Consider the following 13365-nt stretch of genomic DNA (forward strand, 5'->3'; position numbering starts at 1 on the left):
AGACCTATTGCTGCTGGACTGAAATCACCGGCATCGGCAGCGGCGTCGGCGACACAAACACCTTCGCGTGCATCTGCTCGCACCCGCCGCCCCGACGCATCCCGCGTACCGGGCAGGCATCCAGGTAATCCAGGCCCACCGCCAGTTTCAAATGCCGCTCCGGTCGCGCCAGTTCATTGGTCACGTCAAAGCTGTACCACGCGTCATCCAGCCAGGCTTCCGCCCACGCGTGGCTGGCCAGATGCTCGCTGTTCTCGCTGTACAAATAGCCCGACACATATCGCGAAGGAATGCCCAGGCTGCGGGCGCAGGCGAGAAACGCGTGGGTGTGGTCCTGACAGACACCCGAACGCCCGGCGAAGGCTTGCGCGGCGCTGGTGTCCACTTCGGTGGAGCCCGGCGTGTAGGTCATGTGCGAATTCAGGCCATGCATCAAGTCGATCAATGCCGCGCGGTCCCGGCGCTTTTTGCACGCCTTCTCGGCGAACTCACGCAAGGCTTCGTCGGCCTCGGTCAGGCGCGTGAAGCGCAGGAACGGCAGCGCCGACTGGCTCTCGTGCTCGGCTTCACGCAGTTCGTCGATGTCGACCTGGCCACGGGCGCCGATGATGATCGCTTCATGCGGCTCGTCCATGGTCAGCACGTGCAGGATGTTGCCGAACGGATCGAGTTGCGCGCGCACCGGGCGCGGCAGGTCGAGCTGCCAACTGAGCACGTGCTGGCGCTCGCTGTCGTGAGGGGTCAGTCGCAGGTACTGGATGCTCGCCCGCACCTGATCTTCGTAGTGATAGGTGGTCTCGTGGCTAATGGAAAGTCTCATGCAGCCTCCAGGTAGGAACTGTGTATGGCGTTACCCAACTGGCGCACCAGCGGGATGAACTCGGTCAGCCAGGCGTGCAGGCCTTCGTCGAGAATTTCGTTGATGCCGGTGTAGCGCAGGCGTGCGTCCATCTCGGCGGCCAGACGTTGCGCAGGACGACCATTGGCCCCCGGCAGTTGAGCGAGGATCTGGTCGATTTCTTCGGTGCACGCGCGCAGGGATCGCGGGACATCGGCGCGCAGCAACAGCAGTTCGGCCACATGCCGGGCGCCGGGTGCGTCGCGGTAGATCTCGGTGTAGGCCTCGAACGACGACAACGCCCGCAACAAAGCACTCCACTGGTAATAGGCGTGAGCCGTACCGTCGCTGACCGCTTCGGCCTGATCGCCCGCCATTTCGTAGCGAGCATCGAGCAGGCGCAAGGTGTTGTCCGCCCTTTCGATAAAGGTGCCCAGACGAATAAACCGGAACGCATCGTTACGCATGATCGTGCCGTAGGACGCGCCACGAAACAGGTGGGAACGTTCCTTGATCCACTCGCAGAAACGGCTCATGCCGTAACGACTCAAGCCCTGATCGGCGATACCGCGAATTTCCAGCCAAGTGGCGTTGATGTTCTCCCACATGTCCGCGGTGATTCGCCCCCGCACGGCATGCGCGCTGGCCCGCGCCGAACCGAGGCAGCTGTAAATGCTCGCCGGGTTGGCCGCGTCCAGGGCAAAAAAGTGCAGCAGCCGTTCGGCATGCAACTCGCCGTGGCGTTCGAGGTAATCGTCCAGGGTGCCGGTTATCAGCAGCGGCATGGCGAGTTCATGCAGACCGTCACCGCGGCCATCCTGCGGCATCAGCGACAGCGAATAACTGATGTCGAGCATCCGTGCGAGGTTTTCCGCCCGCTCCAGGTAACGCGACATCCAATACAAATCCGAGGCAGTTCTACTTAACATGGCAGGCTTCCTTCAATCCTCGACCACCCAGGTGTCCTTGGTTCCGCCGCCCTGGGAGGAATTCACCACCAGGGAGCCTTCACGCAGGGCGACACGGGTCAAACCGCCGGGCACAACCCGGGTTTCGCGGCCAGACAATACAAACGGACGCAGGTCGATATGGCGTGGTGCGATGCCGTTTTCGACAAAGGTCGGGCAGGTCGACAGGGACAACGTCGGTTGCGCGATATACGCGTGGGGCTTGGCCTTGATTCGTTCGCGGAAGGATTCGATTTCCGCCGCCGTCGCCGCCGGTCCCACCAACATTCCGTAGCCGCCGGAGCCCTGGGTTTCCTTGACCACCAGTTCTGGAAGATTGGCCAGCACGTGGGACAGTTCGGAGGGATTACGACACTGGAACGTCGGAACGTTCTTCAGGATCGGCTCTTCGTCGAGGTAGAAACGGATCATGTCGGTGACAAACGGATACACCGACTTATCGTCCGCCACCCCGGTGCCGATGGCATTCGCCAGCACCACATTGCCCGAGCGGTACGACGACAGCAGCCCCGGAACGCCAAGCATCGAGTCCGGATTGAACGCCAGCGGATCAAGGAATGCATCGTCGAGACGGCGGTAGATCACATCGACGGCTTTCGGCCCGTCCGTGGTGCGCATGAACACCTTGTCGTCACGCACGAACAGGTCCGCACCTTCCACCAGCTCCACGCCCATTTCCCGAGCGAGAAATGCATGCTCGAAAAACGCGCTGTTGAAGCGACCCGGCGTCAGTACCACCACGCTCGGGTTATCGAGGTGGCTGGAGCTTTTCAGGGTGTCTAGCAACAGGTTCGGATAATGATCGATCGGGGCGATGCGCTGGGCCGAGAACAACTCAGGGAACAGGCGCATCATCATCTTGCGGTCTTCGAGCATGTAGCTCACGCCACTGGGTGTACGCAGGTTGTCTTCGAGCACGTAGTACGTGCCGTCGCCATCGCGCACCAGGTCGACGCCGGAAATGTGGGAATAGATATCCCGGTGCAGATCCAGCCCCTGCATCGCCAACTGGTATTGCTCGTTGGCCAGCACTTGTTCGGCCGGGATGATGCCGGCCTTGATGATGCGCTGCTCGTGATAGAGGTCGGCGAGGAACATGTTCAGCGCCTTGACCCGCTGGATGCAGCCGCGTTCGACGATCCGCCATTCACTGGCGGGGATGCTGCGTGGAATGGTGTCGAAGGGAATCAGGCGCTCTGTCCCCTGCTCGTCCCCGTAGAGCGTGAAAGTAATCCCGGCGCGATGAAACAGCAGATCGGCCTCGCGTCGCCGTTGTGCCAAAAGCTCGTCAGGCGTTTCGGCCAGCCAACGGGCAAACTCCCGATAATGCGGGCGGACCTGGCCGCCGGCATCGTACATCTCATCAAAATAGGTGCGGATCATGCCGTACTCCTTGTCACCCGGACATCCAGGCCTTCGCAAGGCCCGTGCCATCGGCAGAAACGCTTTGATATCAATCGGTTGGATATTCACATGATTAACACCGCACCAATCCTGTGCGGCAAATGCGCCAACCTGATCGCCCCCGCTTCATTGCGAAGCAATGCTGTCGCCTATCACCAGCATAGTCAGAGTTGATTTCACTGCCCGGAGGGGGATGCGGATAATTCGCGCATTCGCTGGAAATGCTCACCGAACTTCCCTTTTAGCCGCCTTGCTCAGGCGGCTTTTTTTTGTTTCGGGATTTGTGGGCGATGGTTTGGCGGTGATTGGGAGGACGCCATCGCCAGCAAGCTGGCTCCTACAGGGCGCCGGTGATTTGTGGCACGCCGGATTTCTGTAGGAGCCGGCTTGCCGGCGATGGGGCCTGAAATTCTGCGGTAATTCGCAGGGCGCCATCGCCAGCAAGCTGGCTCCTACAGGGGGCGGTGATTTGTGGCACGCCGGATTTCTGTAGGAGCCGGCTTGCCGGCGATGGGGCCTGAAATTCTGCAGTGATTCGCAGGGCGCCATCGCGAGCAAGCTGGCTCCTACAGGGGGCTTGATCGCCGCAAACGAAAACGGCCAACCCGAAGGTCAGCCGTTAGTGGATGTTGTCGCTGTTCATAGTGTTATGCGAGTAGCCCTCGTACCTCCTGCTTGACGCCCCATCCTTCGATGATGCCACCCAAAGGCTCGACCACCGCCTCGAAGTCCTGCTCAAAGTCGCCGATGCCGTCATAGGTGGCGTACATCACTTTGCTCAGTTCCAGGGACCAGGCGCCGTCGTCGCGCACGCTGATTTGTGCATTCATGGATTCACCGCAGTAATGCCCTGCCGCCCTGCGTGCCCGCTCCTCGTCCGGGAAAATGGCGTAGAACTCGATGGGATGGAAACGTGAAAAGTCGAAACCGCCTTCTTTCATGCGGCGCAGAACCGAGCTGCTGATGTCTTCTTGATAGGCTGTGCTCATGAAACGTCCTCCTGATACCGATGGATAGACTTTCCGTACTCCCGACGCCGGCAACCGAAGGGTGCGAGCGCTGCGGCAAGCAAATTGCCGATGGGAAACAAGCATGTAGCTGACAAGACCAGACCTTAGCGATCCATTCGCTGATCTCGCTTGCAGAGTAGCCCCAAGTCGGAGCCGCTGCCAAGGCCTGGTTATTTCACGAGTGTTCCAGAGGGGTATCAGACGGGAGTAATGCCGAGGATCTGGATGCTGTTCTGGGCTTTAAGATTCTTGACGCTTGCATCAGCAGTTCGCCCTTCCAGATCATTCAGATCCAGTTCGGCGACGACAGGAAGGAGACGTTCCTTGATCAGTTTGGCGGCGTGCTCGTTGTCCGGGCATTCGTCGCACTCAAAAACTTCGTTGGCTGTTTCACCGTGATCATCCACGAAAGTGATTTTCCACTTTTGCATCACTGCCTCCTCGAACAAACCCGTAAATGGGCTTACATCCATCTGGACTTTTACCCTGACCGATCGTTCAAACAGATTACGCCGTGCAAGCATGAAAAACACGGTCCCTGTAGGAGCGAAGCTTGCTCGCGAAGGCGGCATATCAGCCAATAAAAATGTCGACTGAAACACCGCTTTCGCGAGCAAGCTTCGCTCCTACAGGGGTTTTGCGTATTTCTTCAGTCGTTGCTTGGCTTGTTCACGGCCTGCAACACGTATTGCGGCAAGGCGAACGCGCCGATGTGGATTTCCGGATTGTAGTAGCGGGTGACGATGCCGCTACCGGCAAAGCGCTGTTGCAGGGTTTCGCGGGACAATTTGCGATAAGCGGTGTTGGTCGCGCCCCAGGCAAAAGTCATCGAACCGCCGATGTAGGTCGGCACGGCGGCCTGGTAGAAGTGCCAGTCCGGGAACAGGCTGCGCAGACGGCCGGCGGTGGTTTTGACTTCTTCGATCTGCATGAACGGCGTGCCGTTCTGAGTCACCAGGATGCCGCCTTCGTTGAGGCAACGACGGCAGGCCTGGTAGAAGTTCTCCGAGAACAACACTTCGCCCGGACCGATCGGGTCGGTGGAGTCGGAAATGATCACGTCGAACTTTTCGGTGGTGGTGGCAACGAAACGCATGCCGTCGTCGATCACCAGGTTCAGGCGCGGATCATCGAATGCACCCTTGGAGTGGTTCGGCAGGAACTCCTTGCACATGTCGACCACGGTGCCGTCGATCTCGACCATGGTGATGTGCTCGACGTTACGGTGCTTGGCCACTTCACGCAGCATGCCGCCGTCGCCACCGCCGATGATCAGCACGCGCTTGGCGCTGCCGTGCGCCAGGATCGGCACGTGGGTGAGCATCTCGTGGTAGATGAATTCGTCGGCTTCGGTGGTCTGGATCACGCCGTCCAGCGCCATGACGCGGCCCATGCGCGGGTTCTCGAAAATCACCAGGTGCTGGTGTTCGGTGCGCACTTCGTGCAGCAGTTTTTCCATGCGAAAACGCTGGCCGTAGCCTTCGTAGAGGGTTTCCAGGTAATCGCTGGTTGGAGTGTTGCTCATGGGAAGTGCTCCGATGAATGCGGTGGCAACGGACGGTTACCCGCCCATGATGGCCAATCGATCAGCTCGATTGCCCGGGAAAGGCGCGCATTCTACGTCGCGGAAGATGACAGGTCGAACCTTCTGGTGACCACATATCTGTAGGAGCTGGCTTGCCGGCGATGCAGACGACGCGGTCTGTCACATACACCGCGGTGATCGGATCGCCGGCAAGCCAGCTCCTACAGATGTTGTGTCGGGTCAGATACGCACATTGCCCCGTGGCCCGGCGATGGCCCAGATGATCAGGCCCAGGACCGGCAGCAGCAGGATCAGCAGGACCCAGATGATTTTCATCACGGTGTCGGCGCCACTTTTCAGCACGTTGATGATTGCCCAGATGTCCAGGACAAGGATGATCAGGCCCACCAGGCCGTTAAACGTGGAACCCATGGTGTCGCTCCCTAAGCGTTGTGTGCCCTCTCAGGATAGTCGGCCCCAGGGGTTTCGTTTCATGCCATCAAACGTGGATGGCGACTTTCAGGGCTTCCAGGGAAGGCGCGACAGCGATGCCGACCTCGGCGCACAGCTCGAGCACACGCGGTACGTCGTTGCCGTAGACCAGCACCACTTGCAGCTCGTCGTCGAGCAACTGGCTGAAGTTCATCAGCGTATAACCGCCGTTTTCCTTGTTCATACTGCCCATTTGCACCTGGATGCGATTGAGCGCGGTCAGCGCTTCGGTCTTGGCCAGTTGCTTGGGTTTGATGTTGAAATCCACGCCCGAACCAAACGAAGCGACGATCTGCGCGAACAGGTCCATATAGGTGTCAGCCTGGAACAGCACGGTTTCCGGCAGGCTGCCGACGACGACCCACTCGCCCAACGGAATCGGGAAGGTGTCGTCGTAGTTAATGTCCGGATTGGCTGTCAGAAAAGCCTCTGGATCGGCGTAGGCCTGGGCCGCTTCGTCGGCGACTTTGAGGATTTCGTCTTCGCTCATGCACCCGGAGCTGATTTTGCTGATGAGTTCGACGAGTGCGGCTTTCATGGGGGCGGAATCCTGTAGCGAGGGAATTTTGAAGGCGCGAAGGATAGCGCATTACGTCCCGCAGTTCCTGTGCGCGAGCGTGACCGGGAATGTTGACCCATATCAAGATCCGGCGCACGGGGCCGCGGCACAATGCTGGCACCTTGCCAATACTGTTTCCGCTATCAGAGAAGACCTCCATGGGTGCCTGGCTTAGCAACATCTCGCTGAAATATAAATTTTGGGCGGTCAACGCTGTCGCCTTCGTCACGACCCTGTTGTTGGTGCTGTATGCCGTACAGCTCGAACAACAGGCCCGCAGTCACGCATCCAAAGTGTCCGCCCAGGCACAGGCACGCCTGCTCGGCGCCTGGCCGGCCGGGCAAGCGCTGCCCAAGGCCGACAACCTGCTGACGTTCAGTCGCGGGCACGCGCCGTTGCTCAACGATCAACCCGTGCTGGAACTGACGGACAGCAACGGCTGGGTCGAGATCAACTCGATGCCGCTGTTCGGCGAAAACCCGTTGATGGGCGCCGAAGTGTTCGCGCGTGCCGACGGCCAACACATCGCCGTGATTGCCTATGGCCCGAGCCTGAGCCAGGTGTTCGAAGAACGTTTCGCCAACTACGCCGTGGCGGTGTTCATCCTGATGCTGGCGATGCTCGGTGCGTCGCAATTGTTGATCCGCTTTCTGCTCAGCCAGCTCAATACGTTGAAAGACGTCATGCTCCACGTCGAAAAAACCGGCGACCTCTCGGCCCGTGTGCCGCTGGCCTGCACGGACGAAGTTGGGCAGATGGCCGGTGCGTTCAACGCGATGCAGGCCGGTTACCAACGGGTGGTCAACACCGTCGCCAGCACCGCACGACAACTGGATGACGGTGCCGCTCGGCTGGCATCGAGCATGAACGAAGTGCGCCACGGCATGCTCGGTCAGCAAAGCGAGACCGATCAGGCCGCCACGGCGATCAACGAAATGACCGCCACCGTCTACCACATCGCCCAGCACGCCGGTGCCACCCGCGACCTTTCGAAAACCGCCGACACCCTGGCCGGCAGCGGCCAGGAAGTGGTCAGCCGCGTGCAGAAGTCGATTGCCGGGTTGTCCACTGGCGTCCAGCAGACGGCCGAGATGATTCAGCGTCTGGCCGAAGACAGCCAGAAGATCAACGGCGTGGTCAATGTGATCCACAGCATCGCCGAGCAAACCAATCTGCTGGCGCTGAATGCGGCGATTGAAGCAGCCCGGGCCGGGGAAATGGGTCGTGGTTTTGCCGTGGTCGCCGATGAAGTGCGCAACCTGGCCAAAAGCGTGCAGACCTCGACCGACGAGATCACCCTCATGGTTTCGGCGTTGCAGGCCGGTACGCGGGACGCGGTGGATTTCATGCAGGAAAGCTCGTTCAAGGCGGACGATTGCGTGCAACAGGCGCAAGAGGCTGGCGCTGCACTGGCCGAAATCACCAGCGCAGTGGCGCAGATGCGCGAAAGCAATACGCAGATTGCCGTGGCGGCGGAACAGCAGAGCCAGGTGGCGGAAGAGATGAATCGGGCGGTGGTGAGTATTCGCGATGTGACCGAGAACACCGTGAAACAGACCGTGGACTCGGCGACGACCAGTAATGAGTTGGCGGCGCTGGCCGGGGAACTGAGTAAGGCTATAGGTCAGTTGAAACTCTGAAGCCCCCATCGCTGGCAAGCCAGCTCCTACACGTTCAGCGTTGATCGCATTTCTTCGGTTAACTCGGTCATTGTAGGAGCTGGCTTGCCAGCGATAGCGTCCGCCCGGTCAACATCAATATTGACCATGACATCTATCACTCCGATAGCCATCCTTGATTCGCCGCCCGCCCATGCCGCGCCTATTCTTCAATCATGTGTTCAACATGGATCGAGGATCAGCATCATGGGCAAACGTCACCCCAACCTTCCCGCCTGGCAATGGCGCGCTTACCCGGACAATCACCAGCACCCGGCCAATCTGGTGTTGCACCTGATTGCCGTGCCGCTGTTCATCGTGGCGTTTCTGCTGCTGGTTTGCGGGGTGTTCAGCCTGAGCTTTGCGAACTTCGCGATTGGCGTCATCGGCCTGCTCGCGGCATTGGGCCTGCAGCGCCACGGTCACAGCCTGGAGGCGCAAGCCTCCGAGCCGTTCAGTGATCGCAAAGACGCGGTGTCGCGCCTGCTGGTCGAGCAGTTCCTGACCTTTCCACGGTTTTTCCTCAGCGGCGGCTGGTGGCGCGCCTGGCGTGAGCGCCACCGTCGTCACTGATCAGGCGAAAACCGTCACCGTCTGCCGGCTCATGGCAATCAACTGATCTTCTGCGTTCCACAGCTGCGCCGCCGCGTGACCGTAGCCGTCAGCGGCATGTTCGATTTCAACGAGGTATTTGCACCAGTCCAGCGTGCTCAATTCCAGCACCGGCTGGACGAATTCGATGGTCCAGGTCAGCGTGCTGCCCATCGCCGGTTTCGTCAGGTGCGGCATCAAGGATGGGGGCCAGGCGTCCACCAGCGCCAGGATATGCGCCTCACTGACCGCCTCTTCCTTCACATCCCCGCGCAAGCGCACCCAACCGCCCATCTCGCGGGATTTATTGCCGGTGAACGGCAGGCCGCCAACACTCCAGCGCATCGCCAGATGGCGCATGAATTCCGGCAGGACGCCTTTGATAAATGGCAGCTCCTGGCAATCGTCCCAGTGCTTCATTTCGGGGGCCGGCGTGGCGGTTACCGCCACTTCGGACGGTCGCGAGGCGCCAAAGCTGCCCTGGATGAGTGTCACCACCTGGCCCTTCTGCATCGCCCGACCCAGTACCTGGCTGACCGCCTTGCCTTCGCGCAGGACGTCGACTTCAAAACTGACCGGCACTTCAGGCTCGACCGGCCCGACAAAGGTGATCGCCAGCGAACGCACAGGACGATCCGCCGGCACCTTCGCGCGCATGGCTTCGTATTGCAAGGCGGCCACCAGGCCACCAAAACTGGCGCGACCCTGCGCCCATTCGGCCGGAATAGACAGCTCCAGCGGCTGGCTGCGGACGGCGTCGAGCAGATCGGAAAAGCGCATGGAAACCTCAAGGGCAGAAAAGGAATAAAGAGATCTTAACCAGCCAGCTAAAACGGCACAGCGCTTATTCCGGCCAAAAGTACGGACAGATGGGCCGCGCATGGCTCGGCTCCACACCGAACCCATGTGGGAGCGAGCCTGCTCGCGATAGCGGTACAACATCCGACATTGATGCTGCTGATTTACCGCGATCGCGAGCAGGCTCGCTCCCACAAGGTTCTGTGTTGTCCAGCCAATTAGTGATCAAGTCATCCATGGTGGTTTCAGGATCTGAAACAGCTGGCACTGAGTTTGTCGAGCACACGGTCCGCGCGTCCCTCGGCCTGGGCCATGGTGGTTTTCCAGACCGCCACGCAAGGCTGCAAATCGGCTTCCTGTTCGGCCCGGGCCAGCCATTGCCAGCAGTCGTGCCAATCGCCCAATGCGGCCTGGGCCGACTTCAATCTGGGCAGCGCCGGTTTCGGCAAGCGATCCAGCTCGGGATACGCCTCGATGCCATAACGCACGCGCTTGATCAACAAGCGCAGACGATGGCGATCATGGGCGGGATCGTGCAGCGCCTGATCGAGTTTCTTCCATTGTTTGGCCAGGCGTTTCTCGATGCGTTGACGCAAGCCCTTGAGCAAACCCTGACGCTGCGAGGCGCGTAAAAAGCGCGGAAAGGCGTCAAGGATCATCAGCAACTGCAACAGCTCAGGACTCGCCGCAACCGCCGGGTAAGCCTCGGCCATCTGCGCCATGCGCCGTTGCGCCGCCTCGGGTTGATCGTGCTCGAGCAAGTACACCGCCAGCACTTCGCGATCGCGCAACGGCGTGGTCAACTGCCCCACGGCCGACGCTGCCGCTTCCAGTTGCTCGACACCGGGCAAGCCACGCAATGGTCGCAGCAGGCTGCGCAAACGGCGAACCGTGGTGCGCAGATCGTGCAACGCTTCCGGATCGGTGCGGGCATTCAATCGGGCCTGACAGGCCAGCAAACGGACTTCCAGGCCCAGAACTTGAGCCACCAACCGATTAATCATGTGATTGACTCCAATTGTAGGAGCCGGCTTGCTGGCGATGGCAGCCGTGATGACGCCTTCACCAGCAAGCCGGCTCCTACAGATTAGCGCCTTGTTTAACGGCCAGCGCGTGACTCACGAATATAAAAGCGCGCCTTCTCGGCTTTCCTGGCGCAGCCTTCGAACGCTTCGAATTGCTGCTGGGTCTTGGCGCCGGTCAGCAACGACAGGGCCTTGGAGTAGCTGACGGTGCCGGCGAAACCTTCGGCCTTGGCCAGGTCCAGCTCACGCCACGCCGCATCGAGCCCGTTGCCGCAGCTGTCACGGTAAGCGGTTTTGCCGGCACAACCGGCGAGTGCCAGCGCAATCAAGGGCACACAGATCCAGGCTTTCATCACTCATACCTCAACAATAGGAAAACAGTCTTGCAGGTAAGACGGTCCGGCGCGTGAAAAGTGCCTTGCTCCCGCCGCCGAAACTATAGCGCTCGGGAGAATAACCATCTGCCGCCATGGAGTGTCGAAAAAACGACGCCTTCACCCTGCCAAGCGACCTTGACGATTGAAGCGCGCCCCCCGATGGGTGCATTGTTGAACCTTGTCAGACGAGGGCGATTCATGAAAAAGCGCGTCGCACTGGTGCTGGGCTCAGGTGGGGCCCGAGGGTATGCCCATATCGGGGTCATTGAAGAGATCGAACGGCGTGGCTACGACATCTCCTGCATTGCCGGCTGCTCGATGGGTGCGGTGGTCGGCGGGATTTATGCCGCCGGCAAACTGGACGAATACCGTAACTGGATCGAAAGCCTGGATTACCTCGACGTGTTGCGCCTGGTGGACGTCAGTTTTCGGCTGGGGGCGATTCGCGGCGAGAAGGTCTTCGGGCAGATCCGCAAGATCGTCGGCGAGATCAATATCGAAGACCTGCGCATCCCCTACACGGCGGTGGCCACCGACCTGACCAATCAGCAGGAAATCTGGTTTCAGGAAGGTTGCCTGCACCAGGCAATGCGCGCCTCGGCGGCCATCCCGAGCCTGTTTACCCCGGTGATGCAAGGCAATCGCATGCTGGTGGACGGCGGCATCCTCAACCCTTTGCCGATCGTGCCCGTGGTGTCGAGCCATTGCGACCTGATCATTGCGGTCAACCTCAACTCCACCAACCAGCGTCACTATCAATTGCCGGTGATCCAGCGCCCTGCCGCGTTCAGGACCCGGTTCGACAGCCTGCTCAACTCACTGGGTTCGAAAATGCCGTTCCGCCGCAAACAGGCAGAACAATTGTTGTTGCTGGAAAAGGAAGCGTTGATGGCCGAGGCGGCCGAGATCAATCCCTGGGTCGAGTCCGCCGAACCCGAAGCCCAGCAACCGGCAGCCGCCCCTGAACGCGACGGTGCGCCGAAGTCGGCCACCGGTTCATTCATCATCGACAACGTGGGACCGGCGTCCTTGCTGGATTTGATCAACCAGAGTTTCGAGGTGATGCAGACGTCGTTGGCGCAGTACAAGATCGCCGGCTATCCGCCGGATATTCTGATCAACGTGCCGAAGCGGGTGTGCCGGTTCTTCGAGTTTTACAAGGCACCGGAGTTGATCGCGCTGGGGCGGGAGATTGCGCGGGATACCTTGGATCGGTATGAGAATGAGCGGGATTCCTGAGGGTCTCGAGTGAATGTGAGGGCCTCATCGCCGGCAAGCCAGCTCCTACAAAGGTTGAGGTGATCACAAGATTTGCAAACGACTCTGGTCCCTGTAGGAGCCGGCTTGCCGGCGATGGGACCGGATCATCCAACACAAAAAACTAAACCCCACCCTCACTCAACAACCGATACCCAACCCCCGCCTCGGTCACGATAAACCGTGGCTGCGTCGGATCATCCGCCAGCTTCTGCCGCAAATGCCCCACCACAATCCGCAGATAGTGACTGTCTTCGGTATGGGTCGGCCCCCAGATATCCTTGAGCAATTGCTGCTGGGTGATGACCCTTCCCGGATGCCGCGCCAGTTGCGCCAGCACTGCGTATTCCTTGCGGGTCAACGCCACTTCGACACCTTCGAGCAGCACCCGGCGATACGCCAGATCCACCGTCAATGGGCCGAACGTCAACGCCGCTTGTTGCGCCTCGCCCACCGGCGCCTGACGCAACAGGGCACGCACCCGCGCCAGAAATTCCTGGATGCCGAACGGCTTGGTCACGTAGTCATTGGCGCCGCCATCCAGCGCTTCGACCTTCTGACCTTCACCGGCGCGCACCGACAGCACCAGCACTGGCACCGTCGACCACTCACGGAACTCGCGCAGCACTTGCTGGCCGTCCATGTCCGGCAGGCCGAGGTCGAGCACCAGCAAATCGGGTTTGTTCAATGCGGCTTGCGCCAGGCCTTCGGTGCCGGTGCCGGCCTCCAGCACTTTGTAGCCTTGGGAGGCGAGGCTGATGCGCAGGAACTTGCGGATCTGCGGTTCGTCGTCGATGACCAAAATGGTCGCGGTCTGGCTCATGGTTTCCGGTCGCGGCATGGAGATGTCCAAAGGGTATCAG

The 13365-nt window shown here is 60.2% G+C and carries 15 protein-coding genes; 3 read left to right on the top strand and 12 right to left on the bottom strand.

What is annotated here, in order from left to right; all coding sequences use genetic code 11:
* Positions 1-4 precede the first annotated feature (4 nt).
* The 8 genes from KGB25_RS20395 to KGB25_RS20430 form a co-directional block, all read right to left on the bottom strand.
* Positions 5-820, bottom strand: coding sequence for a transglutaminase domain-containing protein (locus KGB25_RS20395; protein ID WP_223436445.1), 816 nt, complete (start codon positions 818-820; stop codon positions 5-7).
* Positions 817-1767 carry an alpha-E domain-containing protein gene (locus KGB25_RS20400; protein WP_008042189.1) on the bottom strand — a complete coding sequence of 317 codons (951 nt, stop codon included), beginning with the start codon at positions 1765-1767 and terminating at the stop codon, positions 817-819. Before KGB25_RS20400 ends, KGB25_RS20395 begins: the two co-directional genes overlap by 4 nt.
* A 12-nt stretch (positions 1768-1779) precedes the next feature.
* A complete protein-coding gene (locus KGB25_RS20405) occupies positions 1780-3189 on the bottom strand; it encodes a circularly permuted type 2 ATP-grasp protein (protein ID WP_008027316.1) in 1410 nt (469 codons plus the stop codon).
* 668 nt (positions 3190-3857) lie between these two features.
* On the bottom strand, positions 3858-4199 hold the full coding sequence (locus KGB25_RS20410) for a ribonuclease E inhibitor RraB (protein WP_008027314.1): 342 nt from the start codon (positions 4197-4199) through the stop codon (positions 3858-3860).
* A 218-nt stretch (positions 4200-4417) separates the two neighbouring features.
* Positions 4418-4651 (bottom strand): hypothetical protein, encoded by a 234-nt coding sequence (locus KGB25_RS20415; RefSeq protein WP_008042188.1) that lies wholly within the window; start codon positions 4649-4651, stop codon positions 4418-4420.
* Between the two features lie 218 nt (positions 4652-4869).
* Complete coding sequence (gene speE, locus KGB25_RS20420) at positions 4870-5745, bottom strand: polyamine aminopropyltransferase (protein WP_008027310.1); 876 nt, start codon at positions 5743-5745, stop codon at positions 4870-4872.
* A 240-nt stretch (positions 5746-5985) separates the two neighbouring features.
* The gene (locus KGB25_RS20425) at positions 5986-6177 is read right to left on the bottom strand and encodes a PLDc N-terminal domain-containing protein (RefSeq protein WP_008027309.1); all 192 of its coding nucleotides are present in this window, start codon (positions 6175-6177) and stop codon (positions 5986-5988) included.
* A 67-nt stretch (positions 6178-6244) separates the two neighbouring features.
* On the bottom strand, positions 6245-6775 hold the full coding sequence (locus KGB25_RS20430; protein ID WP_223436447.1) for a hypothetical protein: 531 nt from the start codon (positions 6773-6775) through the stop codon (positions 6245-6247).
* A 179-nt stretch (positions 6776-6954) separates the two neighbouring features.
* Between KGB25_RS20430 and KGB25_RS20435 the strand changes: the two genes are divergently transcribed.
* Both KGB25_RS20435 and KGB25_RS20440 read left to right on the top strand, forming a co-directional pair.
* Positions 6955-8436 (top strand): methyl-accepting chemotaxis protein, encoded by a 1482-nt coding sequence (locus tag KGB25_RS20435; RefSeq protein ID WP_008027306.1) that lies wholly within the window; start codon positions 6955-6957, stop codon positions 8434-8436.
* A gap of 225 nt (positions 8437-8661) precedes the next feature.
* Complete coding sequence (locus tag KGB25_RS20440; protein ID WP_008027303.1) at positions 8662-9027, top strand: Mpo1-like protein; 366 nt, start codon at positions 8662-8664, stop codon at positions 9025-9027.
* Here KGB25_RS20440 and KGB25_RS20445 read toward each other — a convergent pair whose 3' ends face one another.
* The 3 genes from KGB25_RS20445 to KGB25_RS20455 form a co-directional block, all read right to left on the bottom strand.
* Positions 9028-9825, bottom strand: a complete 798-nt coding sequence (locus KGB25_RS20445; RefSeq protein ID WP_192226186.1) for an acyl-CoA thioesterase — start codon at positions 9823-9825, stop codon at positions 9028-9030.
* 263 nt (positions 9826-10088) lie between these two features.
* Complete coding sequence (locus KGB25_RS20450) at positions 10089-10847, bottom strand: CHAD domain-containing protein (protein ID WP_223436448.1); 759 nt, start codon at positions 10845-10847, stop codon at positions 10089-10091.
* Positions 10848-10942: 95 nt separating this feature from the next.
* Positions 10943-11221, bottom strand: a complete 279-nt coding sequence (locus KGB25_RS20455; RefSeq protein WP_008027298.1) for a hypothetical protein — start codon at positions 11219-11221, stop codon at positions 10943-10945.
* 222 nt (positions 11222-11443) lie between these two features.
* Here KGB25_RS20455 and KGB25_RS20460 point away from each other — a divergent pair, with 222 nt between their 5' ends.
* On the top strand, positions 11444-12484 hold the full coding sequence (locus KGB25_RS20460; RefSeq protein WP_192226182.1) for a patatin-like phospholipase family protein: 1041 nt from the start codon (positions 11444-11446) through the stop codon (positions 12482-12484).
* A gap of 142 nt (positions 12485-12626) precedes the next feature.
* Here KGB25_RS20460 and KGB25_RS20465 read toward each other — a convergent pair whose 3' ends face one another.
* Positions 12627-13325, bottom strand: coding sequence for a response regulator (locus KGB25_RS20465; protein ID WP_192226570.1), 699 nt, complete (start codon positions 13323-13325; stop codon positions 12627-12629).
* Positions 13326-13365 lie beyond the last annotated feature (40 nt).

Origin of the sequence: Pseudomonas sp. BF-RE-21 (genome assembly GCF_019947305.1) — a bacterium.
GTDB classification, from domain to species: Bacteria; Pseudomonadota; Gammaproteobacteria; order Pseudomonadales; family Pseudomonadaceae; genus Aquipseudomonas; species Aquipseudomonas migulae.

Coding starts and splice junctions, on each gene's coding strand:
- KGB25_RS20405 (WP_008027316.1), bottom strand. CDS start 3,189: ATGATCCGCACCTATTTTGATGAGATGTACGATGCCGGCGGCCAGGTC.
- KGB25_RS20395 (WP_223436445.1), bottom strand. CDS start 820: ATGAGACTTTCCATTAGCCACGAGACCACCTATCACTACGAAGATCAG.
- KGB25_RS20435 (WP_008027306.1), top strand. CDS start 6,955: ATGGGTGCCTGGCTTAGCAACATCTCGCTGAAATATAAATTTTGGGCG.
- KGB25_RS20430 (WP_223436447.1), bottom strand. CDS start 6,775: ATGAAAGCCGCACTCGTCGAACTCATCAGCAAAATCAGCTCCGGGTGC.
- KGB25_RS20450 (WP_223436448.1), bottom strand. CDS start 10,847: ATGATTAATCGGTTGGTGGCTCAAGTTCTGGGCCTGGAAGTCCGTTTG.
- KGB25_RS20440 (WP_008027303.1), top strand. CDS start 8,662: ATGGGCAAACGTCACCCCAACCTTCCCGCCTGGCAATGGCGCGCTTAC.
- KGB25_RS20455 (WP_008027298.1), bottom strand. CDS start 11,221: ATGAAAGCCTGGATCTGTGTGCCCTTGATTGCGCTGGCACTCGCCGGT.
- KGB25_RS20465 (WP_192226570.1), bottom strand. CDS start 13,325: ATGAGCCAGACCGCGACCATTTTGGTCATCGACGACGAACCGCAGATC.
- KGB25_RS20415 (WP_008042188.1), bottom strand. CDS start 4,651: ATGCAAAAGTGGAAAATCACTTTCGTGGATGATCACGGTGAAACAGCC.
- KGB25_RS20425 (WP_008027309.1), bottom strand. CDS start 6,177: ATGGGTTCCACGTTTAACGGCCTGGTGGGCCTGATCATCCTTGTCCTG.
- speE (WP_008027310.1), bottom strand. CDS start 5,745: ATGAGCAACACTCCAACCAGCGATTACCTGGAAACCCTCTACGAAGGC.
- KGB25_RS20400 (WP_008042189.1), bottom strand. CDS start 1,767: ATGTTAAGTAGAACTGCCTCGGATTTGTATTGGATGTCGCGTTACCTG.
- KGB25_RS20460 (WP_192226182.1), top strand. CDS start 11,444: ATGAAAAAGCGCGTCGCACTGGTGCTGGGCTCAGGTGGGGCCCGAGGG.
- KGB25_RS20445 (WP_192226186.1), bottom strand. CDS start 9,825: ATGCGCTTTTCCGATCTGCTCGACGCCGTCCGCAGCCAGCCGCTGGAG.
- KGB25_RS20410 (WP_008027314.1), bottom strand. CDS start 4,199: ATGAGCACAGCCTATCAAGAAGACATCAGCAGCTCGGTTCTGCGCCGC.